Source organism: Candidatus Bathyarchaeota archaeon (assembly GCA_026014465.1).
Lineage (GTDB): Archaea > Thermoproteota > Bathyarchaeia > Bathyarchaeales > Bathycorpusculaceae > JADGNF01.
On record JAOZID010000010.1, the window covers coordinates 531,008 to 556,758 of the forward strand.

At 48.4% G+C, this 25,751-nt stretch carries 22 protein-coding genes and 2 tRNA genes; 10 read left to right on the top strand and 14 right to left on the bottom strand.

From position 1 onward, the window contains the following. Nucleotides 1-43: 43 nt before the first annotated feature. From rbcL to NWF04_04875, 3 genes are all read left to right on the top strand, one after another. Nucleotides 44-1,273, top strand: coding sequence for a type III ribulose-bisphosphate carboxylase (rbcL, locus tag NWF04_04865; protein ID MCW4005913.1), 1,230 nt, complete (start codon nt 44-46; stop codon nt 1,271-1,273). A gap of 261 nt (nt 1,274-1,534) precedes the next feature. Then, nucleotides 1,535-2,341, top strand: a complete 807-nt coding sequence (locus NWF04_04870; GenBank protein MCW4005914.1) for an AAA family ATPase — start codon at nt 1,535-1,537, stop codon at nt 2,339-2,341. A 62-nt stretch (nt 2,342-2,403) separates the two neighbouring features. Further along, nucleotides 2,404-3,732 (top strand): AAA family ATPase, encoded by a 1,329-nt coding sequence (locus NWF04_04875; protein ID MCW4005915.1) that lies wholly within the window; start codon nt 2,404-2,406, stop codon nt 3,730-3,732. 5 nt (nt 3,733-3,737) lie between these two features. Here NWF04_04875 and NWF04_04880 read toward each other — a convergent pair whose 3' ends face one another. Next, nucleotides 3,738-4,658, bottom strand: coding sequence for an S-methyl-5-thioribose-1-phosphate isomerase (locus NWF04_04880; GenBank protein ID MCW4005916.1), 921 nt, complete (start codon nt 4,656-4,658; stop codon nt 3,738-3,740). A gap of 91 nt (nt 4,659-4,749) precedes the next feature. Between NWF04_04880 and NWF04_04885 the strand changes: the two genes are divergently transcribed. Next, entirely contained in the window at nt 4,750-5,895 is a 1,146-nt protein-coding gene (locus tag NWF04_04885; GenBank protein ID MCW4005917.1) for a GH3 auxin-responsive promoter family protein, read from the top strand. A gap of 8 nt (nt 5,896-5,903) precedes the next feature. Here NWF04_04885 and NWF04_04890 read toward each other — a convergent pair whose 3' ends face one another. Continuing rightward, nucleotides 5,904-6,284 carry a zinc ribbon domain-containing protein gene (locus NWF04_04890; GenBank protein ID MCW4005918.1) on the bottom strand — a complete coding sequence of 127 codons (381 nt, stop codon included), beginning with the start codon at nt 6,282-6,284 and terminating at the stop codon, nt 5,904-5,906. Nucleotides 6,285-6,406: 122 nt separating this feature from the next. Between NWF04_04890 and NWF04_04895 the strand changes: the two genes are divergently transcribed. After that, nucleotides 6,407-6,901 carry a hypothetical protein gene (locus NWF04_04895; GenBank protein MCW4005919.1) on the top strand — a complete coding sequence of 165 codons (495 nt, stop codon included), beginning with the start codon at nt 6,407-6,409 and terminating at the stop codon, nt 6,899-6,901. A 23-nt stretch (nt 6,902-6,924) separates the two neighbouring features. Here NWF04_04895 and NWF04_04900 read toward each other — a convergent pair whose 3' ends face one another. The 6 genes from NWF04_04900 to NWF04_04925 form a co-directional block, all read right to left on the bottom strand. Continuing rightward, nucleotides 6,925-7,662 carry a glycosyltransferase family 2 protein gene (locus tag NWF04_04900; GenBank protein MCW4005920.1) on the bottom strand — a complete coding sequence of 246 codons (738 nt, stop codon included), beginning with the start codon at nt 7,660-7,662 and terminating at the stop codon, nt 6,925-6,927. Further along, nucleotides 7,659-9,452 (bottom strand): phospholipid carrier-dependent glycosyltransferase, encoded by a 1,794-nt coding sequence (locus tag NWF04_04905; GenBank protein MCW4005921.1) that lies wholly within the window; start codon nt 9,450-9,452, stop codon nt 7,659-7,661. Before NWF04_04905 ends, NWF04_04900 begins: the two co-directional genes overlap by 4 nt. A gap of 34 nt (nt 9,453-9,486) precedes the next feature. Beyond that, nucleotides 9,487-10,749 carry a glycosyltransferase family 39 protein gene (locus NWF04_04910; GenBank protein ID MCW4005922.1) on the bottom strand — a complete coding sequence of 421 codons (1,263 nt, stop codon included), beginning with the start codon at nt 10,747-10,749 and terminating at the stop codon, nt 9,487-9,489. A gap of 88 nt (nt 10,750-10,837) precedes the next feature. Then, nucleotides 10,838-11,956, bottom strand: coding sequence for a mannosyltransferase family protein (locus NWF04_04915; protein ID MCW4005923.1), 1,119 nt, complete (start codon nt 11,954-11,956; stop codon nt 10,838-10,840). Nucleotides 11,957-12,031: 75 nt separating this feature from the next. Then, complete coding sequence (locus NWF04_04920) at nt 12,032-13,273, bottom strand: hypothetical protein (GenBank protein ID MCW4005924.1); 1,242 nt, start codon at nt 13,271-13,273, stop codon at nt 12,032-12,034. Nucleotides 13,274-13,370: 97 nt separating this feature from the next. After that, on the bottom strand, nt 13,371-14,258 hold the full coding sequence (locus NWF04_04925) for a cation diffusion facilitator family transporter (protein MCW4005925.1): 888 nt from the start codon (nt 14,256-14,258) through the stop codon (nt 13,371-13,373). Nucleotides 14,259-14,616: 358 nt separating this feature from the next. Here NWF04_04925 and NWF04_04930 point away from each other — a divergent pair, with 358 nt between their 5' ends. Next, nucleotides 14,617-15,639: a flippase-like domain-containing protein gene (locus NWF04_04930; GenBank protein MCW4005926.1), complete on the top strand. Its 1,023-nt coding sequence runs from the start codon at nt 14,617-14,619 to the stop codon at nt 15,637-15,639. A 379-nt stretch (nt 15,640-16,018) separates the two neighbouring features. Then, nucleotides 16,019-17,500: a formylmethanofuran dehydrogenase subunit B gene (locus tag NWF04_04935; protein ID MCW4005927.1), complete on the top strand. Its 1,482-nt coding sequence runs from the start codon at nt 16,019-16,021 to the stop codon at nt 17,498-17,500. Nucleotides 17,501-17,620: 120 nt separating this feature from the next. Here NWF04_04935 and NWF04_04940 read toward each other — a convergent pair. Next, nucleotides 17,621-17,774, bottom strand: a tRNA-Tyr gene (locus tag NWF04_04940). A gap of 154 nt (nt 17,775-17,928) precedes the next feature. Between NWF04_04940 and NWF04_04945 the strand changes: the two genes are divergently transcribed. Next, nucleotides 17,929-18,417, top strand: a complete 489-nt coding sequence (locus NWF04_04945; protein ID MCW4005928.1) for a DUF5752 family protein — start codon at nt 17,929-17,931, stop codon at nt 18,415-18,417. Between the two features lie 293 nt (nt 18,418-18,710). Next, on the top strand, nt 18,711-19,088 hold the full coding sequence (locus NWF04_04950) for a cupin domain-containing protein (GenBank protein MCW4005929.1): 378 nt from the start codon (nt 18,711-18,713) through the stop codon (nt 19,086-19,088). A 51-nt stretch (nt 19,089-19,139) separates the two neighbouring features. Here NWF04_04950 and NWF04_04955 read toward each other — a convergent pair whose 3' ends face one another. From NWF04_04955 to NWF04_04975, 5 genes are all read right to left on the bottom strand, one after another. Further along, entirely contained in the window at nt 19,140-20,165 is a 1,026-nt protein-coding gene (locus NWF04_04955; GenBank protein MCW4005930.1) for a DUF362 domain-containing protein, read from the bottom strand. A gap of 158 nt (nt 20,166-20,323) precedes the next feature. Next, a tRNA-Ala gene (locus NWF04_04960) sits at nt 20,324-20,401 on the bottom strand. Nucleotides 20,402-20,463: 62 nt separating this feature from the next. Next, entirely contained in the window at nt 20,464-23,508 is a 3,045-nt protein-coding gene (gene ileS, locus NWF04_04965) for an isoleucine--tRNA ligase (GenBank protein MCW4005931.1), read from the bottom strand. 104 nt (nt 23,509-23,612) lie between these two features. Further along, nucleotides 23,613-24,185 carry a YkgJ family cysteine cluster protein gene (locus NWF04_04970; GenBank protein MCW4005932.1) on the bottom strand — a complete coding sequence of 191 codons (573 nt, stop codon included), beginning with the start codon at nt 24,183-24,185 and terminating at the stop codon, nt 23,613-23,615. Between the two features lie 61 nt (nt 24,186-24,246). Continuing rightward, entirely contained in the window at nt 24,247-25,320 is a 1,074-nt protein-coding gene (locus NWF04_04975; GenBank protein ID MCW4005933.1) for a site-2 protease family protein, read from the bottom strand. Nucleotides 25,321-25,460: 140 nt separating this feature from the next. On the opposite strand from NWF04_04975, the gene NWF04_04980 reads away from it, so the two are divergent. Next, nucleotides 25,461-25,751, top strand: a complete 291-nt coding sequence (locus tag NWF04_04980; GenBank protein ID MCW4005934.1) for a winged helix-turn-helix domain-containing protein — start codon at nt 25,461-25,463, stop codon at nt 25,749-25,751.

Consider the following 25,751-nt stretch of genomic DNA (forward strand, 5'->3'; position numbering starts at 1 on the left):
TTTAAGCAACAAAGGCTTTTTTAGGGCATTGTAGGAGTAAAGAATTGTTTTGCGGTATACTGACTTTGTAGATTTGGATTACAAGCCTAAATCGTCTGACCTGGTTTGCACGTTTACGTTAGAGCAGGAAGGCATGACCCAAAAAGAAGCGGCGGGAGCTATAGCTGCGGAGAGCAGCATCGGAACCTGGACAGAGCTCACCACAGAGAAACCTTACGTGAAAGCATTAGCAGCCAAAGTGTTTTCTCTCAAAGACGACACTGCCAAAATCGCGTATCCCATTGAACTGTTTGAGGGCGGCAACATGCCCAACATTTTAAGCAGCGTCGCAGGCAATGTCTTTGGACTCAAAGGCTTAACGAACCTGCGCCTCTACGACATAGCTTTCCCCAAGGAACTCGCAGGCAGCTTCAAAGGCCCCCAATACGGCATCGAAGGCGTCCGCGACCTCCTACAAGTACCAGAACGCCCCCTTGTTGGCACCATCATCAAACCCAAGCTGGGGCTGAAAACCGAAGACCATGCGCGCGTGGCGTATGAGGCGTGGGCAGGCGGCTGCGATATAGTTAAGGACGATGAGAACCTAAGCAGTCAGGATTTTAACTCGTTTGAAGCCCGCATCGCTGAGACGATGGAGAGCCGCGACCAAGCCGAAGCAGAAACAGGCGAGAAGAAAGTGTACATGGCAAACGTCACCGCTGAAACCCAAACTATGCTCAAACGCGCCCAGTACGTGCAAGAGCAAGGCGGACGCTACATCATGGTCGACATCCTAACCTGCGGCTGGGCAGCACTTCAAACCCTGCGCGACCAAGAATTCAAACTAGCCATACACGCCCACCGCGCAGGACACGCAGCATTCACCAAAAACCCCAAACACGGCATATCCATGCAAGTCATAGCCAAAGTCGCCCGCATAATCGGAGTCGACCAACTCCACGTAGGAACCGTCGTAGGCAAAATGTCCGAAACCAAAAAAGAAGTCACAGAAAACATCAAAGCCAGCAAAAACAAACTCCACACCGTAAAACCCGTCTTCCCCGTCGCCTCAGGCGGACTCTACCCCCAACTCGTCCCAGCCCTCCTCAAAGTCTTCGGAAACGACGTCATCATACAAGCAGGCGGAGGCATACACGGACACCCAAACGGCACCACCAACGGAGCCAAAGCCATGCGCCAAGCCGTAACAGCCACCCTCGAAGGCAAAACCCTAAAAGAATACGCCAAAACCCACCCCGAACTAAAAGCAGCTTTAGACACGTGGAAAACGTAAACCTAACGGATTTCAAGTCTCAGCTTGTCGAGACAATTCCCTTCTATGTTTACGGAATTCCTTCAAAGTTATCTTTACAGAAGCCTCCTCGCGAAGCAGATCTTCAATCTTAGCAGGCTCTTTAGAAGAAAACTCCTTCAAATCCTCACCTCTTTCTTTCAACCCTATTTCACCAACAATTCAAGACAGCGTTAAGGGATAAATCTTGCTAAACGTGTTTACACAAAAATTAAAAGAATTAACCACTCAAATAGCAGTGAAATGAAACTACGCTATCTCAAAGCAAAAAACATTCTATCGTTTGGGGATGAAGAGGTTGAAATCAATTTTGGTTCTTTCAATACAATAGCAGGGCCAAATAATTCTGGCAAGACAAATCTACTAAGAGCACTGCAACTCATAGGAAATGCCTTTGACTATAGGAATCCAGCCTGGGAAGGCATCTTTTTCAAAGGAGATAAAGAAAAGCCCTTCCGTCTGGAGGTAGGCGTAGAGCTTGATGATGATGAACTGGAATTCTTAGCAACAGTAATCATATGTTTTGAGATGCAACAAATTGAAAGAAGAAGCAGCGATACTATAGGAATTACAGAAAACAAGCACTGGAAAGATATTCTATTGAAATATGGCAAACCTATTTTACTGAAAACGTTCAAGCGACTCTCATTTGTTGTACGCACAGATCAATTGAGCATCGATCAACCCGAAAAAGAGATACAGTTTTTGAATCAGAATGAGCTATTTGTTATTGAAAGGGATTTCAGGATTTCAAGAATAAACCAAGATTTATCAGGTGGGTATAATAACCGAATTTTTACAAAACTTCTTCTTGAGAGTCTTGAGGAAAAGGGAAAAAATACAGAAGAGAAAATAGCGTTTCTTTCAAATAAAGAGCGTTTATTCAGAGAAAGTCCTACGCTATCAGAGCTACTTAAAGAAGGCATGGACAGTTCACCACCTGATATTCTCAGCTTTGGCGGGATTACCTTGTGGGAATGCCGAAACTCCCTTCAAACTGAACCAAGTTTAAGCAAACTTTACTCGTCAGGCAAACAGGAAGAGGAATAAAAGAGCAAAGGATTTCGCTTTGGGACAGCCTTAGAGAAATGTACCAAACATCATTTGTGAAATTGAGCGAACTAAGAGTCTTCCAGTCAAGCGATTCATCAGGTGAACAAGAAAGACCAAAATTACCCGTTTCAGGAAGTAATTTAGCGATAAAGCTTTTCAGATTAATGACATCAAGCAATCGAAAAGATAGGCAGAAATTCAATCAGATCAAAAATAACTTTCAAGATTTTACAGATGGCGCAGAATTTGAAGTTGTTATTAGAACAAAAAACAGTGAGAATGTTGAAACAAGATTCGGAGTGTTGCAGTCCAGTGAGGATTCAAGCCCTGCTGAACAGTTTTTACCTGCCGGTGTTTACTCAGAACCAGTGACGCACTCAGCAACTGAAGCGTGCATCCAAATAATCGCCGATGATTACCCCATAGGTATTGAACAGACTGCAAGCGGTATTCAAGAAATACTCTCATTACTAACGACCATAATTGGAGAAAACAGAAAAGTATTGCTACTTGATGAACCTGAACTTCATTTACACCCCACAATGCAAAAAAGGATATACAATTTACTTTTAGAATCAATAGGCAAGGAAGAAAATCAAATAGTGTTGGTTACACATTCTCCATATTTAACTTCTGCAGAGAAGATAGACAGCACTTGGCGTTTTTCGAGCACATCTGATGGTACTAAAGTACATAACATTCAAGAAGTGCTTTCAAGCCTACATGATAGAGAACAGAAAAAACTTGAGATATCCTTGTATAGCCCAGATGTAAGAGCCATTCTTTTTTCGCAAGGCGTGATTTTTGTTGAAGGTGTATCCGACAAGATAGTTGTCGAACAAGTTGACAGGCATCTTTCGGCAAAGGGAAAAGGTGCGAACATTGACGAGAACGAGTGGCCAATCATAAGTATGAACACCAAACATAATCTACCAGCATATATGCTGCTAAGTCAAAAACTGGATGTGCCCAGTGTAGCGGTTCTTGATTATGACGCGCTTATGCATGTAGAAAAAACAAAAATAAGAACAAAAGAATTCGAAGAAAGCACGTCCACTGTAATGTATACTCTATGGCATACAGGTAAACTAACAAACCCTGAGAGCTACAAAGGCTTTTCATCAAAAATCGGCGATAACGGGTGTTATTCTGAAGCTTACCATGAAGAATTCAAAGAATTAGCAAACAAAAACGGAATTTTCGTATTTCCAAAAGATTTAGAAGGCGTAATGCAATATCATGCCACAAATAGAAAGAGTAAACCATTGAAAGCACTAGAAAAAGCAATAGAGTTTATCAAATCCGACGAAATTCCCACAGAATTCATAGAGATGTGTAGTTTCATCAAAGAAAACATGAAAGCAACAGAGAAGAAACAACAACAATGATACCACTAGTGGAATAGCCAGGGGTGGGTTTGTTGCATGAGTTGGGTTATAGTTTGGGGTGGGATGATGCCTTGTTCGGTTATGAGTGCGGAGATGAGGTAATTCTGGGTTAGGTCGAATGCGGGGTTTTGGATGTTGAGGTTTTTGGGGGGGTCTGTCCAGATTTCGTTTGGGTTGCGGTATTCGATTTTTTCGGTTTCGCCCTGTAGGGTTTGGGGGTCGTATTTGAGCAGTTCGGTGACGGAGTAGAGGGGTTTTTTGGCTTCGCGGGCTATGAGGGCTATGGCGGCGGTTCCGATTTTGTTTATGATGTTGCCTTCGCTGGTTATGGCGTCGGCGCCTACGAGGACGAGGTCGGCTTTGGGGAGGAAGGTTTGGGCGGCGGAGTCAACGATGAACGTGGTTTCTATGCCCAGATTGGTGAGTTCTTTGGCGGTGAGCCGCCCTTGGAAGGCGGGTCGGGTTTCGGTGCAGATGACTTGGAAGGTTTTGCCTTGCTGTTTTGCTTTGGCGAGCAGGTTAGTTACGGTGGAAGAGTGGCAATGCGTGAAGACGACGGCGCCGTTTTGGATGCGCCTTGAGCCGATTTCGGCGATTTTTTGTTTGGAGGCTTCAAGGTCTTTTTGGAACCCCTGTGAACGCTTAGAAACCAAGTGGGCAAGTTCGATAACGTTGCGCTCGTCGCTGTCCTCAACTTGAGTGATTACCCACTGCACCGCGTTGCGCATCAAAGGCTCAGTTTCGCGGCTCTGGAAAAGCACGGAGCGTGCTTCGTACAATTCGGAGAGGAAGGCTTTGCGGGTTTGCGTGCTGGTTTGCTGTGCTAGGGTTTCGAGGGCTTGGATGGCGGCTATGGCAACGTTTCGGGCACCCTGTACCTGCAATTTGCGGATGCGTTCTGCGGTGTCTTGTAAGTTGGGGTTCATAGGCGTTTCACGGCTCGTGGATGATGTGCATGTATTATAAGGGTATGACATATAAGGTGATTGAAATATGCGGTTGTGAGGTTGCGTTGTGTTGTCTGAGGACGAATATGTTGATGCTAGTTCTGTTTTGCAGCGGTTTGTGGGTCCATGGTACAAAGCGTTGGAGAACCCAGCAGAGGCGCAGGAGCAGGTGCTTTTAGAGTTGTTGGGAAAGTACGCGCAGACCCAGTACGGCAGCCAGTACCACGCAGGGCAAACCACGAGCATCAGGGAGTATCAACATAATTTTCCTGTAGCAGACTACCTTGCGTATCAGCCGTATTTGGGCAGGGTTCAAGAAGGAGACTACCGCGCGTTTTTGTCTGAGCCGCCGCAGACGTGGGTTATGACCAGAGGCTCCACAGGCAAACAATCCAAAGTGCTCCCCACAACCCCTAAGCATTTGGAGCAGATTTTTCTTTGCGGTGCCCGAGCAATCATCCACTTTGCCATGCGAACCGAAAACTTTGAAGTGCTAACGGGGAACATTTTGAATTTGAATTTCCCAAGCACAGTGCACACCATGACCAAAGGCGGCGAGCAGGTCGCGTATGGGTACAGTTCAGGCACGTACGCACGTCTTAATCCGATGCTTAGCCAAGTTAGTTTGCTGCCGCGCCAAGAAGACATCGACGCTTTGGGTTCAGGCATTGGCAGAGCCGACTGGGAACGCCGCTTCGAACTTGCGTATCAGCAAGCCATGGAGAAAAACGTGGTAGCGACTATGGGCGTGACTCCCGTGGTTTTAGCGTTTGCCAAATACGTGCAGCGAAGACACGGCAAGACCCCCGCAGATTTGTGGCGGTTTCAGGCATTGTTTTGCACGAGCGTAGCTAAAATTCACAGCAAATACGGACCAGTTTTGCAGAAATATTTTGGTAAGGCGCCTGTTGTGGAGATGTACACGGCAACTGAGGGCGTGTTTGGGCAGCAGTATGATGATTTACCGTATTTTACTCCGAATTATGATGCTTATTTGTTTGAGGTGGATATGGGCGGCGAATTCAAGTTGTTGCATGAGCTTAAGCGGGGTGAGTGGGGGCGTTTGATTGTTTCGTCGTGTATGTTTCCGCGGTATGATATTGGGGATATGGTTGAGGCTGCGGGTGAGAACCGTTTTCGTATTTTTGGCAGGCGTAGTGCTTGGACTTTGTTGGAGCACAGGCTCTTTAGGCTGTTTTTGGGTTGGCTTCTATAGCTTGGGGGTTAGGGGTTGTATCGTCGTGCTTTGGCGGTGAACCAGAGGGCAACAACGATTAGAACTACACCGATTAGCACGAGAACTAAGGCGCCTTGCAAAGGACCAGATAAAAAGCCCACTGCCCGAGCATACGCCGAAACGCCGATAAGGATTAAGATTAAGCCGCCGATTAGCCAGCCAACAAAACTCCACTCGCCTTTCTCGTGCACCTCGCCTTTTTCATGCTCGTTTTTCTCCTGTTTCTCGGCTTTCTCTTGCTTCTCAGCCTTCTCATACTGCACGTGGCTATGAGGCGGCGTGGCTTGCGCTTTTAAAGGTGCACCGCAACGGGGACAAAACGCCATTTCTTCATCTACTTTGCTGCCGCATTTAGGACAATAAGACAAGTAAGTTTCACCTAACAACTTATGCAGACAATTAGTATTTAAAACATACACTGCAGCAGAGGACAAAAAAAGGTTATATGTTCAGTCCAGTGATTATGGTAGGTGTAGAGGAAAGTGAGTTTTTGGCGTGGCATGAAAGGCGTGAACAAAAGGGCTTTGCTGAGCGTGTGATTACTGCGGTAGCTGTTGGAGGCAGCCTCATAATACTGGGTATTGTTATTGCAGCAAACCCGGGTGTTTTTGGGAATTTGTGGGATTTCTTGGGGGACTTAGGTATTGTGCAGGTTTGGGGTTCGTGGCTGTATTTGCCTGCTCCTGAATCTCCGTGGATGCACACATCGCTTTACAGCGCAGTTTGGAGCCTCTCGCTGGGCGTTAGCATCTTGCAAGCGGTTTTACTCGTGGCGCGGGTAGCGTTCCATTCACGCACCTCAAAGATTTCTGAAACCGTGGGCAACCTTGTGTTTTGGGGTGGACAAACCTACTTGATTACCGTGTTTCTTAACTTGCAAACTACGCGGGCACTATGGTTTGAATTCTGGGCTGCCATGATAATAGTCATCGGAGTATCCTTCATAGCCCGCGGCTTAGTGTACTTAGCCAAACAAAAACTATAACCACCCTCGTCTCTTTTCTTGGGTTAGGGGTTTTTGAATTGCCACCAGAGGTTGAGGACTTGTTTGCCCATGTTGTAGCTGTCTTTGAAAAGGTTGACTTTAGTTTGGCGTCCGCTTCTCCATTGCACGGGGATTTCTTTGATTTTGTAGCCGTTGCGGGCTGCTCGGACAAGGATTTCGGTGTCCCAGAACCAGTGGTTTGCTTGCACTTCCTCGATTAGCGTGAGGGTGGGTTCTCGTTTGAAGGCTTTGAAGCCGCATTGGTGGTCTTTGAGTTTGGAGCCAAGCATGTTCCTAACAAGCCAGTTGTAAGTTTTGCTGCTTATGCCGCGTGAGAAGCTGCGTTCCACCTTGCTTTCAGGAAGCATACGCGACCCCGTCGCAAAATCGTACCCCTCTAACGTGACTGCTTCCACCAGAGGCTTTAGATACTGCATGTCAGTTGCTAAATCCAAATCCATGTAAACAAAAACTTCTCCGCTGCACTGTTTGAAGGCGTTGTTAAGGGCGGTTCCGCGTCCAAGGCGCTGTTCTCGGTGGACGTGTTTTATGTAGGGGTGTTTTTGGGCTAGGGTTTCGGAGAGTTCTGCTGTGCCGTCGCTGCTGCCGTCTTCGGCGATTACGATTTCGTAGGAGCTTGTGAAGGCGTTTAAGGCTTGGGTTGCTTGTTGTACGGCGGCGTCTATGAAGTCTACTTCGTTGTAGGCGGGAAAAACCACTGAAACTTGCAAAGGCTTGCTTGATTTGGGGGTTGTGGTCATGGTGCAAAGTACCAGCTGGGGAACCATTTTAGGTATTGGATGTAGGAAGAGTCGGTTGGGACGCCTGAAATTACAGGGTAAAACAGTATGAACATTGCCACTACGGCGGCAAAGAAGATAAGGGTAACGATTTTGCCTTTTCGGGTGCTCCAGTGGTTGTTGATGACGTACGCCGATGCTAAACACAGCAGGGGCACGCAAACAAAATAGTGATAGATGAAGGTCACTCGGGAGATTAGAACGTAGGGAATCCATGAGAAGAAGAAAACGGTTGCTATGAAAACTGCGGCAACGTTCCAGCGGCAACCAGCAGGGGCAGATTCTGGAATTTGCGAAGGCACCTTTGCATCCAAGGACGGCGGTTGCGTTTCACCAAGTTGCTCCGCAGATTCCTTGACTCGCTTATCCAAAACATGGCGAAGCCGCTTAAACAAAGCTTTTATGTCCACTGCTTCTATGGCAACAACAATCATGCTTGCAAAGCCAACCCACCACACCGCGGGGTTTCCAAACGCCGATATGGTGGAGACGACGTTGTTTGGCAGGTAGGTTATGTCAAGCCAGAGGGGAACGTATCCGCTGGTGCTTACCATGAAGGGCCAACTCCACCAGGGTGACCCGAAACTGTGTGAGGCTTCTAAGGTTGAATGGTAATTGTACATGGCAAACTGCAGGTCGACTACACCTCTGCCGCTGCCCTCGTAGAAGGGACGCCCCGTGAGCATGTCGGGTATGTAGATTAGGAAGTAGATGCCTACGGCTATGGCTGCAAAAGCGATTAGCAGCAGGAAGGGGTGGTCAAAGAAGCCGGCGAATTTGTAGCTTAGGCTTTTTTTAAGTTTGCGCAAATCGTTGATTCTCATCGCCGCCAAGAGAGCAAGCATGCCCAGTGTGCCGTACATGACGACCCATTTGGTGGAAAACGCCAACGCAAAGAACACTAACGCCAAGAACAAGGGCAAAACGGGGGTTTTCCAGCCGTTTTTGGCGACGTTTTTGAAGTAAGTGAAGAAGCTTAACTGCGAGAGCAACGCAAAAAACACAAGGTAAGTATCCACCGTGCCCATGCGTCCCATCGCGAAATGCATGAAATCAAACGTTAACAGGAAAGCTGAGGCAAAGCCGCCAATCCAAGTGCCAAACAGCTTCTTACCCAGCAAGTACATAACAGGAATCATTAGGGTGGCAAATAGTACGCCTGTGATGCGCCATCCAAAGGGGTTGTATCCAAAAGCTGCGATGCCCGCGGCTTGGATAAGTTTGCCCAAGGGCGGGTGAGTCCATTCGTAGGGGGATTGAAGGTTTAGGTATTGTTCGGCGGTTCGGGCGAAGTAGATTTCATCAAAATAGGTTTGTGACATGTAAGTTATGGGCAACTGGATTTTGTCTTGCTCATCGACAAGGTTTTGGACCTTAACGTTTTCCGAAGACAAGTTGACTATGGTGGTTATGGGGATTTGCTCGTTGTCAGAGGTGGAGGCGGTCATTTCGGAGATTACTGCGTTGGAGGATGCGCCGAACTCGACTTTGATGTACTGGGTGGTTTGGCTAAAGCCGATTTGGTCCCATTTGTAGTATTCGGATTTTTCCCAGTTGGAAGTGACTGCTTGCCAGTTTTCAGGTGACCCCTTGTAGAGCGAGAGGTTGTAAGAGTTGTCTTTGAGCAGGAAAAGAACCGAATCAACAGGGACTTCTTCGCCCAAATCAACATAGAAGCTGTCGTCTGAAGAAAACTGCGCCGTAGTTATGGGGGCTTGGTTTACACCCAGATTCCAAGTTGCAACGGACATGAAAACCGCTGAAAGCACCACAATCGTAAGCAGGTCACGTTTGTTTAACTTCGTCTTTTTCTCCTCCAGCAGGTTCTTTGGGTTCCTGTAGGCGGGTTTTGGTTGGGGTCAGCCAGTGTTTGCCCTTTAATTCGCTCCACATTAGTGCAAGGACGTATAGGAACGAAGCTGAATTAATCAAGCTTACGATTAACACCACAGGGTCACCTGCACCGATGAAGTCGTTGGTAACCAAAAACGACAACACATACGCTTGGTTCACGAAAACCGTTGCCGTCAAAGCAACATACAAGGGACGCGTCTTTTTGAGCAAAGGAAACATTAGAGCCAGAACTGCCAAGGCGGGGAAGAGGTAGCGTTCGTGAATGCGGGTGGGCAGCATGAAAAACGCGAAGAACAAGACAAACGCGGCAAACCAAACCGCCATCTCCCTACTCACGTGCAATCGTTTTTGCACAAAATACAAGCTAAACACGGCTACGGCGCCAAACATTGCCCAGCCCAGCAAAAAGGTTGCCTGCGTGTCGGGAACCCACATGCCCCCAAACCCCCACAAGTTGAAAGCGTTGATGGTTGTGTAGGCGTAGGTGCTGTAGGCTCCAAAGTAAATGTTGGTCAAAAACGTAACGGGGTTGCTCCATTCGAAAGGCAAAATCACGGCGAAAACCGTAACCACAGCCGCCAGCACCGTAGAAACGAACTGTTTAAGGTCAGCGTCACGCCACAGGACAAAAAAGAACAACGGCGCAAGGGCTATGCTTTGGGGCTTGGTTAAGACGCCTAGCATGAAAACGGCGATTGCCAGTTTGGGTTTGGATTCTAAGACCAGATAAAGCGAAAATATGAGAAAGAAGGTGTAGATGGCGTCGAATTGTCCCCACACGGCGGTGTTGAATATGACTGCGGGGTTGAACGCGTACAGGGCAGCGGCGAAAAATGCGGATTTGAAGTTTAAGCGTTTGCGGATAAACGCGAATATTACAAAAGCTGTTGCCAAATCAAAAAGGTTTGAGGGCAACTTCATAACGTACGTGAAGGCTTCCGTTCCAAAAACCCCCAGACCCTCGGCGAGGGAACCAAAAATCCAGAACAGGTAAATGTTAAGGGGGGGATAGTCGCACCAGGTTTGGCTGTAAAATATGCGTGGTCCATGTTCGGCGGCGGTTTGGAACCATACCATGAAGTCGTGGGTGTCGATTTGTGCGTAGCCTTGATGCCAAAAGAACAGGAAACGAACGATAAACGCTGCCAGCAGCAAAACGCCCAAGAAGGCAAATTCACGTTTCCCAAACGGCACTTTCAACGCAGCGTTCTCCTCAAGAAAACTACAATCACAGCACTACAGATAAAAGGTTTTATCCACAAACCCCAGCCAAAAAAGCCCACTAAAACGCCCACTGCCCAACTGCAAAAAGACCCGTAAAATAGCACAACCCCACCACGAAAACGCCCGCGATGACAGCAACGGTGATTTCGCGTTTGGCAACCAACCCCAGCAGCATGAACATGGGGAACAGTGCCATGATGTAGCGCGGAACACTTATCCACCAAGATGTGGAAACCGCAAGACCCCAAGACAAAAACATGTAAACCAAGTAAACAGGACGAAGCCGCCGCCAAACACCCAAACCCACCATCAACAACCCAAACACGCCAAACACAATCGGCGCGACGCCTATGGTTACGTTTGCAGGATAAGCCCCCGAAACTGCCCAGCTATACGCCTGCGTTAAACCTGTCAGGGGTGCAAAGACGTTATTCCAATGGTCGCGCTGGATTTCTAGGAACATGAAAGGGTTTGCGGTGGCTTGATAGTTTATGCCCAAATACATTAGAAAACCAGTTAATGGAAGTGCAGCCCACAAAGCTTTGCAGTCGAAGTTTTTGGGTTTCCAGCGTTTTTGGTGCAGGTACTCAACGAGCAGAGTTGGCAGCAGCAGTAGCCCTGCGATTCTTGTTAAAGCGGAAAGCAAGCCAAGCATACCTGCGAGTTGCCATTTGCCTAATCTTGCGTAGTAGATGCTGGCTATGGTTAGGGCAAAGAAGAGCCCTTCGGTGTAGGGGGCGGACAGGAAGTAGGCTGTAGGGAAGAGGCTAAGGAACAGGACAGCTTTTACGGCTACGCCTTCGCTGAATTCATGCACGGCAAGCTTGTAGAGGTAAACAAAAGCAACCAAGCTGCTTAGGTTCGCAACCAAAAGCGCAGACAAACTTGCGTAGGCAAAATCAAATGTGACCAAACGAACACACACGGGGTACAGCGGGAAAAACACTATGAAATTTGCGGCGTCCCCAGCATTGACGTACCAGTCCCGCGCGATATCCACGTAATGCGGCGCGTCCCAACGGTTAAACATCGACAGCAAAACCGCCAATGAACCGTCCCCGTTAGAAACTGACGCGGCGTATCCTACACAGAAAACCAGAGCCTTCGCGGCGAGAGCGATAACCAAAGCAGCCTTCAAGGAGTAGGGAACCTTGGACAGCAAAGCTAAAACGCCCATGAAAACTCACATGCCTAAACCTAACCAACATGCCATTTAAGACTGTTCAGTCGCGTCAAGACAAACCGCAAGGGTTTATGGCGTGAAATACGAGGACAAGACGGCTTCTTCACGTGGCGAGCAGGCAATTAAGGTGGAGTTTTGGGTTTGGTCCCAAGTGATGGAGATGTATCTGCCGTTGGTGTGCCAGTGGGTGCAGTTTTGTTTTTCTGCGCCTGTAGCGTTTAGCACGTTATTGAAAGCTATGTAAAATTCGCTTGCGTCACAGTTGGATTCCCACTGTATCTTCCACGTGAACAGGTAGTTGCTGTCTTGTTCGTAGTAGTTGAGTTTGTCGCCGTCCCAGCCTGCCGCGGCGTTTTTGGCTTCGGTTAAGGAGAGGTGGCGTTGCAGTAGCACTTGGATGAAGTATTCTCCGTAAGTGTCGGTTTTAAGTTGCTTCCAGCCATCCTCAGAAAGCGTTGGAGCCGTAACCTGCACGGCAGACTCGTTCTCAAAGTACTTGTCAACATGCAAAATCTGCTCCGTCGTATTAGGCGGATTACCATAAACCCTTGTTACAGTTTCCCAGCCGCCCAAATCATACAAAGCCCCCACGAAAGCTTTACCGTAGTCGTAGGGGAAATAGTTGAGCTTCCAAATAGTATCAGGAATATCCGCGTGCACTTCTTGCAGGGCAGGGTTAGTTAACAAGAACGCGGGCACATCAGCAATCATGGCTAGGTCGAAGGGGTTTGCCTGCGCGGTGCTTGAATTCATCAGGTAATCGCCCATCAAGCTGGCGTCGCCTTCAACAAGAGCGGTATGAGCCTTATCCATGTCAAAGCTGGTTGTGTAAGGAAGATTAGGCTGCCAAATATGCGTCAACTCATGCACAAACGTCGCCTCCGCATTAGGCAAATTCCACGGGTCAAAGTTCTCTTGTACTACATAGATTTTTCCAACCCAGGTAGCCGCCCCAAAGTTCCCTGCCCAGTCCACGTTAGCTTGGTACAAACTGGCGTCTTCAGCTATCAAGAACAGTCCTTTGTAGATTTTTTCTTGCCGTAGGATGTTGGTTAAGTCGGGGTCAGCGTAGCCTTTGCCCCAAGTATCTATAGCCCACTGTTTAGAAACAACCCGAAGCTCCACGTCGGGCAAAGAGGCGTTTCGGGCTTCCTCAAAAAAGACTCTGGCTTCTTGGAAGACTTTCTGGGCTTGCGCGTCATAATCAGAAGCGTTTATTTCGCTAATCAGTCTTCCCACGCCAAAAGCAGTTGCAAAAACAAGAGTACACAAAACAGCAGATAAGACAACTAAACGGGTTTTAGCGTTCATACCATGCACCAGTTCTTGGCTTGTAAGGTAAAGGAGATGTGAGGAAATAAGGTTTGCCACAAACGCTCCTTAAAGCCGCAAAAACAAGCAGAACGTGTTATGGTTTGTGTTTGCTGTTGGAGGTGGTTGTGGCGTTTTGTGGGGGTTCTATGTGGATGGTTAGGCTTGCGTTGGGCAGTTCCTGTTTGAGTTCGTCTTCTAGATGTTCGGTTAAGTCGTGGGCTTCGTTTACGCTCAAGGAACCATCAACCGAGAGATGCAACTCACAAAGCACACGGTTGCCGTGCCGCCGAGTCTTCATGTCATGAAAATCGATAAACCTAAAACGGTGACGCAGCAAAACCTCACGGATTTTACTTTCCTCTTCCTTGCAGGCTTTATCCATGAGCCCCGAACACGACTTGGTAATTAAGCCAATGCCCATACGAGCAATCAAAGCGGCAATCACAAACGCCACCAACGGGTCAACAATGCTCCACCCCGTAAAATACACAATAACCAAGCCGACCCAAACGCCCGCTGAGGAAATTACGTCTGAGAGCAGATGCTTCGAGTCGCCCTCCAACGCCGCAGAACCCGTCGCCTTGGCAGCCCGACCCAAAACCAAAGACAAACCCCCATTCAAACCCGTCGCAACCACCGAAACCCCAATAGCCAAATCCAACTGCACAGGCACAACCGCAACAAACAAACGCCCAACCCCAGCGTACACAATAAGCAACGCAGCCGCAAGAATAAGAAAACCCTCAACCATACACGTAATATCCTCAATTTTCTGGTGCCCATAATTATGGCTATCATCAGGAGGCTTCTCAGAGAGCCAAACCGAAAAAAACAGCAACCCCGAAGCCGCAATATTCACCGTAGACTCCAAAGCATCAGAAAGCAAAGCCACAGAATCAGATACAAAAAACGCCACCAACTTGATAAGAAAGATTACGACCCCGCCAACAATTGCCAGCAGCGCCAACTGCTTTTTTTGCATACCATTTTAGCTCTGCACTCGGCGGCTTTTAGAATTTTCCATCCAAAAACCCCACAAAACACGCTAGCACCACGCACAAACCCCAGTCAACCCAACCACAAGGCTACACACCAAAACACGAACCTATTAGCAGCCTATTTGGTTCTAATTTTAATTGTATGCAGAAACCATAGGGGGAGGGGGGCTATATTTTGCGTTGGCAGTGCAGGGTCTGGTGTTTGGTGAAATGTTGCGGGGAGGAACCTTGTTCCATAACAGATTTAACAGACATTTTAGAGGAAGGTAATGGAAAACTGTTAGGATTGTTGATGTGTTGGATTCGCGGCGTGTTGTTCAGTGGGTTGTTCAGGCTGTTGTTATGGTGGCTATTTTTGCTGCTTTGTTATGGTATGTTGGGGTTGATTCGCTGTATGATGCGTTGTTGAACATTAAGGTTGAATATTTGGTTTTGGCGGCGTTGTGTTATGTTGGGATTAACGTTTTGTTTGCGTTTAGGTTGCAACGGGTTTTGGGGAAAGAGGGCATAAAAACCTCGTTTGGCAAAACCTTGCTCGCCCAATTCGCAGGCATGCTAACCAGCGACGTAACCCCCGGACGCTCAGGATACATCCTAACACCGTTCTACCTTAGCGACCAAAAAATCCCCACCTCAAAAAGCCTCTCAGCCATACTAGGAATCCAAACCATCGAATTTCTCGTCAAAGTCGCAGGCGGCACAGGAGCCATAATCTTTTTGATAAGCACAGTTCCCGCTCAGAACTGGGCAGATTTTGGAGAATTCGCAGGCATAAACATCGGCATTTTAGTTGCAGTTTTAGGCGTGGCGTTGATGCTCACAGGAGCAGTGGTGCTGGCGGCGTTCACGTGGTCCAAACGGGCAATCTCAGTTTTCGACCGCATCCTAAACTGGCGCTTCATCAGACGATTCACAGGCAAAATCCGCGAAAAACTCGTAGAATACAAAGACAGCTCCCACAAAACCCGCAAAGCCATACCCGAAATCGCCCTCATAACCGCGGTTTGCTGGGTTCTAAAAGGCTTTGAATGGTACTTCCTCGCACTAGCACTGGGCATAACCCAAATCCCATGGCTGGGCTTCTTCCTAATACACCCATTAGTAACCGCCCTAGCGTTTGTACCCATCACTCCGGCGGGCGCAGGTGTCCAAGAATTCGGCATAGTTGGCATCTTCACTCTGCTCTTCACCAACCCCACCGCCGAACAGATAGGAGCCATAGGAGCCTTCGCAGTTCTTGCACGCGGCATACTAATCATCATGGACTTAGTGGGCATACCCCAAATCGCCAAAACAACATCTAAAATCACGCTCTTCAAAACAAAACCCGCCACCACCATTGAAGACAACACCAAAACAAGCTAAACCCTCTTCTTCTGCTTTTCAACAAGTCAGTCTTCAGAAGGCGAGTAGCCTGCGGTCAGGCACCCGATTACGAATCAAGCTATCGATACTTTGGTGAGGGTACAGGTTTTGTTTGGGGAAGCAACCTGTTTTTGGTTTTTGCTATGAGGAGTTGATGTTTATGGTGATTCCACGCATTTATCATCAAAAAACTTAATAGCCCATATTAGTTTTTGTGATAGCTCAGGGTTGGGGCATGGTATCAAGAAAGTCAAAAAGAGGTTTTACCAAACCGCAAATCCAATTCAATGTAAAAAGCGGCGTAAAAACTCAGAAAACCCTTCTTGGTGTTGCCCTGATTTGTTTCCGTAAAGCAAACATGTAAGCGTAGGGGAATTGTATGACTGAAGTTAAGTCGATTGTTTGTCCGATTTGTGGTTGTCTGTGTGATGACCTTGAAGTTACTGTGGAAAATAACGAGATTGTGAAGATGAAAAACGGCTGCGCCGTATGCGAAGCCAAAATGGTTCACGGCTACAAGACTGAGAGAATTATGGAGCCAATGATTCGCAAGGAGGGCAAGCTGGTTCCAGTTAGCATGGACGAAGCGGTAACCAAAGCCGCCCAGATACTTACCGACGCAAAATATCCACTCCTGTTCGGATGGGAATGCTGCACCAGCGAAACCCAACGCATCGGCATCGAACTAGCCGAAGAACTAGGCTCAGCCCTAGACAACGTCTGCAGCATCTGCCACGGACCCTCAATGATGGCAACCCAAGAAGCAGGCTTACCCACTGCGACTCTGGGGCAAGTTAGGCACCGTGCAGACTTGATTATTTACTGGGGAGCCAACCCTTGGGCGTCACATCCGCGCCACGTAGAACGCTACACCGCCTTCCCCGAAGGACGCTTCGAAAAAAGCGAATGGACCAACTATATCCAAAAAATGAAAGCTAACTCGGGCAAGAAAAAAATCGACACCGTCATGAAACGAACCACACTAAAATACAAGCCGCCCGCACGCCAACAAACATGCGCGGTAGATGCGCCGCCTCAAGGCATAGAAAAGATGGGGCGTAAAATGATTGTTTTTGACGTACGCAAAACCATGACCGCCGAAGCTGCAGACTATTTCGTGCAAGTCGAGCCTAACAAGGACTACGAAATCTTCCAAGCCCTACGCTGCCTAATCAACGACCAAGAACTCGACGTAGACAAAGTCGGCGGCGTCCCCGTAGAATACCTAAAAGAAGTAGCCCACGCCATGGTAAACGCCGAGTTCGGAGCCATCTTCTTCGGGTTAGGCTTAACCGCAAGCGCAGGCAGATTCCGCAACATCGAAATCGCCATCAAACTAACCCAAGACCTCAACAGAAAAACCAAATTCACCATAACCCCCATGCGCGGACACTTCAACATCACAGGCGCCAACGTAGTCGCCAGCTGGCAAACCGGTTACCCCTACGCCTTAGACTTCTCCCAAGGCTACCCCCAATACAACCCAGGAGAATTTACAGCAGTTGATTTGTTAAAGCGCGGCGACAACGACGCCACCCTTGTCATATCCTCAGACCCCGGCGCACACTTCCCCGCAGTATCAATAAAACAGATGGTAAAACACCCCCTCATCGTCATCAACCCCGACATGAACTGCACCTCAAGACTAGGAGACGTCCTATTCCCAACCCAGTGGGGAGGCATAGAATACGAAGGCACCGCCTACCGCATGGACCTAGTGCCCATCATGATACGCAAAGTCGTCGACCCCCCACCAGGCATACCCAACGACGAACAAATCCTAACCAAAATACTCGCCAAAGTCAAAGAAATCAAAGCCAAAAAAACACAACAAGCCACCAAAACCCCGAACATAGCATAACCCGCCAACAACGCAGTAGCAGCTAAGCAAAGCAAAAACGCCTTCAACGCTTCTTTTCTTCTTCAAACCGTTTTTTACAAAACAAACGTATTTGTCAACATCAGAAATTATAGAAATGGGTGGTCGGGAGGGCAGGATTTGAACCTGCGACAGCTCGGTATCTGTGGCCTGCACAGGCTTGAATGAAGCCCACCATGGGTAGACCTCTACAGCGTCTCCGTAGACTAAGCACGTTAGCCCACTCGAGAGCTCTGCCAGGCTGAGCTACCTCCCGCCAGAAACCTACAATCTAAACAAACCAATTTATGCTTTGTGGCATAATAGGGGAAATAGAGCTTAGAAGAATGTGGGAGTTGTGACTGCAGGGTTGTTTTTGGGTGTTAAAGAATTTAAGGTGCTTTGGGGAATAGTATGGTGAGGGTTGTTTCTTGATTGAAGAACAGCGCAAAGTCTTGAAGTTTATGAGTGAAGTTACGGGTCGTATGGATGTTAATGCGTTTGCTGAGAAGATGGGGTTGACGGTTAATGAGACGATTGATTGTGTGCAGGAGCTTGCTAAGGAAGGGTTTGTGAGGAAAGTTGGCACGGGTTATGCTATGACTGAAAAAGCCCGAACCACGCTTAAAGCTTCAGATGCGGTGCCTGCAGAAAACAGTTTCCAGTTTTACACGGACATGAACCAGCCCACAGGCTTAAACGCCGCTTCCATACAGGAATTCTACGAGGCAATCTTGAAGGTTGACTTCAAATCCGTTGAATTCCACGTAAACCGAGACGACTTCGAAAACTGGATTCGAGAAACAATCAAAGACGAAGAATTAGCCGAGGAAATCGCCAAAACCAAGCAGTCAGACGCCAAAGGAGAAGAACTCCGAGAGGAAATCGCCAAAGCAATCCAGACAAGATACAACCTCTAAAACAGCCAAACAGGCACTTCAACGTTTCATGTGACTGTTTAAACAAAAATATTTCAAGCGCGGATATATACTGTGCATCAGCATAAGTGATTTATAAAGAGATGGACACTTAGAGAGTGTAGGTTGGAGCAAAGGAGAAGGCATCCATTACCTCATCCCTCAAACGCTCTGCGCAGAAGCGTCCAAATCACCCTCAAGCAACTGTAGGAACTGCTGCTTGCGGATACAGTGAAAACTTTTTGTCGTTAACTATATCAGGGGCTTTTCTGTGACACATAACCCAGGCAGGGAACATGGAACCCAAAATTGTGAAAGCCAATGCCGTAAAAGATGTCCTTACGCCTGAGCGGTGCACGGTCGCGGAGAACTGGGGCTACTCAACAGGCGACCCAACAGTTTCAATAGCCAGAGCCACTGTAAAACCGGGAGTTACCACCAAAAAACATCATCTCGAAGGCGTACAAGAAATCTACCTAATCGCAAAAGGAAAAGGCAAAGTCCACATAGGAGATTTAGAGCCTGCTGAAGTCTTTGAAGGCGACGTAGTAGCTATCCCCGCAGGCGTAACCCAGAGCATAACCAACATCGGAGACGCCGACTTGGTTTTCCACTGCATCTGCACACCCAGCTTCACCCAAAACTGCTACCACAACGACGAACCAGAACCCTAAAAACGCAGCAACCAAGCTTTTAGGTAAACAAAATAAAAGAAAAGAAGTGGGTTATGCGATTTTTGTTATTTGCGGTTTTACTTCGCCTTTGATTCCCAAGTTTTTGGCTTCTGTTACTTGTACCATGCAGTCCACGTTGTAGTCTTTGTTGAATCGTTTGTAGTCTATCATGCCCAAAAAAGCGGCGTCAACCGAGACGGGCGAGTTTGAAGCCAAAATGCCAAGGTCGTCCATTGCGATTTTTCCAGGGGCGGGTAGGCAGTCGCAGTATTGGGTTATGTCTTTTGCAAAGCTAACGCAGGAGACTTTGTCAGGCTTAAAAGTTGAGAGAACACCGTACGCGGCGGAGGCTAAGGCTTTGAGCAAGTCTTCTTTATGGGTCAAAGTGATAGCTCCCGCGGGACAGTTATCAGAACATACGGGGCAACGCATACACAATTCAGATTTGTTATGGGCTTTTCCATCCACAATTACGGGCAAGCTCATAGGGCAGACGTCTTTGCATTTGCCACAGCCCGTACATTTGGACGCGTCTATTTCTAAGCCGACAACTCGGTGCTGACGCAGCTTACCCGCATGAGGAGTGCAACCCATGCCCAAGTTCTTGATGGCACCGCCGTAACCGCTTAGTTCGTGTCCTTTACAGTGGGAAACTATAATCATGGCGTCCGCTTGGTCTATGGCTCCTGAAACTTCGATTTCCCCAAGCATACCCTTAGTTTTAACTGTTCGGTAGTTTTCGCTACGCAACCCATCAGCCACAATAAAAGGTGCCATGTTAAAACCGTTAGTCAACGCAGTTACCATATGGTCGTAAGCGTTGTGACGTTGGGCGCGATAATACGTGTTAGAATCAGTAAGGAATGGTTTGCCGCCAGCTTGCTTGATACGCGCTATGATGTCGTGGACAAAAAACGGCTGCACATAATACGGGTTACCCAACTCACCCACATGCAACTTAACAGCAACCAAATCACCCTCCTTGATGCAATCGAACGTGCCAGCAGCCTCATACAACTTGCCCGCTTCAGCCAACAAGTTATTGCCGGTATCCCAAGGAACATAATACACACTCACGCCAGAAAACCTCCCACACAAGCAAAGCACAAAGCAGTGAAAACATGTAATTTTGTCATAGAACCAGCGTTAGATATACAGTAAACCATCTCATTACCTCACAAACAAATACACAACAAACTATAAGGAACTAGCTATCAAAAACGCTGCAAAAATTGTGGTGGACCGGGGGGGATTTGAACCCCCGACTTCCGCGTTGCGAACGCGGCGATCATGCCAGACTGATCTACCGGCCCGTGTTGGGTTTGTTTTTGAATATGGATGTGGGGTTGGAGTAAAGGGTTTTGGTTTTGGGGGGTTAGTGTTGGATGGTTATGTAGATTTTTTTGCGGTCGAGTTCGGATTCGTGCCATTTTGCTTGGGGTAGGTCGTTGGTGGTGTCGTGTAGGCTTATTTTGTTGGTGCGTACTAGGCTTGCCATTTCTTGCAGGAAGGGTTGCAGTAGGGTTTTGTTTTCGGGGGTGAGTTGTGCGATGTGGGCGGCTTCGAGGATGTCGGTTGGCATGAAGCCAAGTTCTTTGCGTAGGGATTGGACGCGTCTTGCGAGGTCGCGCATTATGCCTTCGCCTAGGAGTTTGTCGTCGCGTTGTCCGCAAATCAGAACGGTTACCTCGCCCTCAACTGCACTGACCCAGTTCTCGTCGGATGCTTGCTTGGGGGTGGCTTGGGTGTACTGTGCGGTTTTGATGTTAGTCATCTCCAAGAACAGGTCCTCCACGCTTTGCAGGGCTTGGGCAACTTTTGGGGGAGCGACCACGATGACTGTGCCTAGGGGCCAGCGGCGTTTGAGTTTGGCGGTTTGTCTTGCCGCGTTGACTAGCGAGACGCATTCGAAGAGGATATCAAAGGTTTCTTCTACGTTGGGGTCGCGCATTGCAGGGTCAGGCTCTGGCCATGCTTCAAAGTTTACGGATTCTGGCAGGGTGGGGTCGAGTTTTCGGTACACGTTTTGGTGCAGGGCTTCGCTTAGGTAAGGCGTGACGGGGTTGAACAGGAGTGTTATGTTGCGTAGGGCGTGGTAGAGTACGGCGTATATTGTTTGGCGCCTGTTGGTGGTGTCGGGTTCGTCTGTCCAGAGTTCTTTGCGTATCATGGGAACGTAAAGCCTGCTTAGGGTTTCGATGACAAAGTCTTCTAGGATGGCAACGGCGGCGTTGAATTGGCAGGCTTGTAGGCGCGTGGTGTATTCTTGGGTTTTGTGCTGTAGTTTGGAGAGGAGCCATCGGTCGGGGTTGTTTAGGGTGCCTGCGGTTTTTGCGGTTTGGATGGTTGTTGTTTGGGGGTTGAATTTGTCGAACTCGGCATTTTGCAAGAAGAAGCGGCTTAGGTGGTAGAGGGTGCTTAGGATTTGGTAGGTGCGGCGGCTGAGTTCTTGCAAATCAAAGTTCATGAAGTCGATGGGGGCGCATTTTCGCATCATGTAGAAGCGGCTTAGGTCGGCGCTGGTTTCCTGCAACAGCTTGTTAGTTTCGATTACGTTGCCGATGCTTTTGCTCATTTTCCTGCCTTTAGAGTCCTGTGTTAGTCCTTGGAACAAGAATGCCTTGTAGGGACTCTCGGCTTTACCCGTTAAGATAACGTATTCGAGGAGCAGCGAGTTTGCCCATCCGCGGGTCTGGTCGATGCCCTCAGTTAGGAAGGCGGTGGGGACAAAGTTTTCGACTTGTTGGTCGGTGAATCTGGCGAAGTGTGAGGCTCCGCTGTTGTGCCATGTGTCCAAGACAAAGTCTTCTCGGCGCATAACACCTGCGCAGCTGGGGCACTTGAAGGTAACGCGGTCTACCCAGGGCTTGTGAAGCTCAAAGTTCTCAGGAATAGATTCTTGCGCTTGGCTAAGAAACTCTGCTTTGCTGCCTACCACACGTTTTTCGCCGCATTTCTCGCAGCTCCAAACAGGCAACGGCGCGCCCCAGATGCGTTCTCGGCTAATGCACCAGGGCTTGGCTTCTTTGAGGAAAGCAAAGAAACGGTTTTTGGGTTCATCAAAGAAGTATTCGACTTTGTCGGCGGCTTGCAACACTTTGGCGTTGATTTTGTCGGTTCGCAAAAAGTATTCTTTGCGGGCTAACCAGACGAGTTTGTGGTGGCTGCGCCAGCAGGTGGGGTATTCGTGTTTGATGCGTTTGACTTTGACGTAGGCGTTTCGGGTTTTGAGTTCTTCGACGACGAGCAGGTCGGTGTCGCGGGCGAATTTGCCTTCAAAGATGCCTGCTTCTTTGGTGAAGTTGACTTCGTCGTCGTAGGGTACAAAGATGGGGACTCCGCGGCGGTTGGCTGCCCAAAAGTCGTCTTCGCCGTTTCCAGGGGAGAGGTGTACGACTCCTGTGGCGGTGGTTACTTCTACGAAGTCTTCGCCTATGACGTGGTGGACCAGCGGATGTTTCTTTTCAAGCTCTGCTTGGGCGGGTATGGCGTCTTTAAGGGGGTAATCGTATGCTGTGCCTTCTAAGGTTTTGCCTTCAACGGTTTCAGTTACGACGTAGTTTTCGATGCCCAGCTCCTGCATGAGGGGCTCGACGCGGGGCTCAACCATTATCCAGATTTCGTCGCCGACTTGGACTTTGGCGTACTGCGCCGTTGGCTGCACGGCGAGCATGGTGTCGGTTATGATGGTGAAGGGCATGGTTGTCCAGACAAGGAAGTACTGGTTTTGGGTTCCCGTGACTTTGAATTTGAAGTACAAGGAGGGGTCTTCGACTTGCTTGTAGCTGCCCTCGTAACCAACCTCAGCGCTGCTTAGGCTAGTTTGGCATCCTGGACAATACGCGACCACGTAATGCCCTTCTTCAAGCAGGTTTTGGTCCCACGCACGCTTAAGAATCTGCCACTCACGCTCGATATACTCATCTTGGTACGTCCAGTAAGCCTTCTCCTGATTAATGAAAACGCCAAGGCGACTGTCGGCTTCAAGCCACATCTTGTGGTAACGCAAAATTGCCTGTTTGCACTCTTCAATGAAGCGCTCCATGCCCACATGCTCCAAAAGCTCCCGTTTGTTCTTCACGCCCAGACGCTTCTCAACTTCTAGCTCCACAGGCAACCCTTGGCAGTCCCAACCAGCCCAAAACGGAACAAAATAACCCTGCATAGTCCGCCAACGATACCAAATATCCTTCATGACCCTGCCGCGTGCGTGACCAATATGAGGAATACCATTCAAAGTAGGTGGACCTTCAATATAGCCCAAGTTGCCCTTGTTAGGTTCATGCTCACGCTGCTCTAGCTTACTGCGGATTTGGTTCTTCTCCCAAAACTCCCGAACCACACGTTCCAGTTCAAGCGGACGATAATCCGTAGAAAGCACACCAGAACTATTAACTTCAGAGCCAGTCTTATCAGCCAAAGTACCTACCTCACGTTACTGCCAAAATACAACAAGAAGCGTATAAAAACATAGTTGTCTTTTGCAGCCCCACTGATTGCCAACAAACTAATGGTGCCAAATGATTATGCACTGTTTTTATTTAACTGGTTGAAGAGTTCGAGTTCTTCTTTTGTGTGGTCGGTTTGTTGTAGTTTGTTTTGGGTGTTTTGGTGTTGTTTTTGGGTGTGTTTTGTGGGTTTGATGGGGCGGGTTTGGTTGGTGTAGAGTAGGGTTTGGCGGGTTTTTCTGCCTTTTTTGAGGGTTTTGAGTTGTGTTTTGAATCGGTTGAGGGCGGGGCAGTCGGTGCTTTGCATGCCAAAGAGTGTGTTGGGGAATTGTTGGCATCCGTCGGGTCTGATTGGGTAGATGGTGCATTTGTTGTTTTTTTGGAAGATGCAGGGGGTGGTTTGTATGTGTTGGTCGTATTTGTCTGGGTCTTGTCTCCAGAGCTCGCCTAGGTCTTGGTAGAGCTGGTTTGCTTTGGCGTGGGCTTCACTGTCGGTTTCGGGGGTGCCGTGGAGTTTGCCTGCGGTTAGAAATCCTTCAATGTTGCAGCAGATGCCGCATTGGGTGCAGACAAAGGGCAAATTAACAGACCAGGGCGTTTTGCACAAAAACTCTATGTGAGCGTAAACTGTTTCTATCAGCCCAAACACCAAACACAACAGCTGTCAAACGCCTAATAACCCTTCCTTTGTAAAACAAAAAATAGTGGGGTTAGTTTGGGTTTTTGGCTTTTTCGTAGGCAGCGGATAGTCCTTCGGAGGTTAAGGCGCAGACAACTTTTTGGGTTTGTTTGTCGATAACGGGGAGTACGGCGAGTTTTTCTCGGGTCATGGTTTTTTGGGCTTCAAGTATGGAGTCGTTAGGATATACGAAGGCTGCTCTGAGGGGTAGCTGTTGGATAGTAAGTTGGCTACGCTGGTTAGGCAAGGTCTTGGCGATTTCTTCCCAGAGAACGATGCCTTTGAAGACGCCGTTTTCTTCTACTATGGCGTCGTGGTAGCGGGCTTGGAACATGGTTTCCATGGCGTCGGATAGGGTGGTTTGGGGGGTTACGGTGGCAACGTTTGAGCACATGACGTCGCGGACTCGCACTTGGGCAAGGCTTGTGGAAACTATGGTTTGCTCAGCTTCCTCGCTAGCACCAATGTAGATGAACGCCCCCACAATAATGAGCAGCACATATCCAGGATAAACTATGCCCACAAAAACCATGCCTATGCCAAGGATTCTGCCGATGTAGGAGGCGTATTTGGTGGCGTCTGAAAAGTTCATGCGTTGGGCTAGTAGGGCGCGAAGGACTCTGCCGCCGTCCATGGGGAAAGCAGGTATAAGGTTGAAGGCACCCAGCAGCAAGTTAAGCGTTGCAAGGTCCAAAAGCAAAGTGCCAGCGGTGCTAAGCGAACCCCCGCCCAAAGCCATTTCAGGAACTGCCACCACCACAACCTGACTTAGCAAAAACAACACGGCAGCAATAAGAAAACTCATCAAAGGACCCGCTATAGCTAATCGCCATTCTATTCCAGGGTTTTGGGGAATTTCTTCAATTTCAGAGACGCCGCCAATGGGGTACAAAACGATTTTTCGAACGTTAATGTTGTAGTGCCGCGCGACAAAGGAGTGTGCCAGTTCATGCACGGTAACAAAGGCGAACAGCAGCAAAATCAGGGAAAACCAGTACAACTCTGGGAACGTTATGATGAAGACCGCGGCGATAAGCAAGATAAAAGTCAAATGCAGCTCAATGGGGATACCCCAAACAGAGCCGATGCGAAAAGAATATTTCATACACTAAACCGTGGGAACAGCGGTAGATTAGGGTTTCCGTTGCAGGTTTTGGTGGGTAATTGATATTTTTGTTCATGATTTGGGGTTCATAATTTCTTTATTTGTAGGGTGCTTAAGGAGGGTTGGTAGAAGGTGCGAATGTGTATCGGTCAAGGTTGGAGATTTACGAGGAAATCTTGAGTGCGTTGGCTTGTATGCCGCAGGGCATTGAGAATTTGGCGTTTTCCTGCTCTATGAACTGTGTGAACCTTAAGGGGTATTTGCGGTTTTTGCTGCAAAACGGGGCGGTTCAGCAAAGAGCCATCAACAACAAAAACTTTTACGCCCTAACACACCGAGGCAACGCTATACTTGCCCAGCTAAACCAAGCCAAACACCTGCAAAAACTCCAAGACAAACCCAAACCCCACAGCCGCCAAGCCATCCACTAA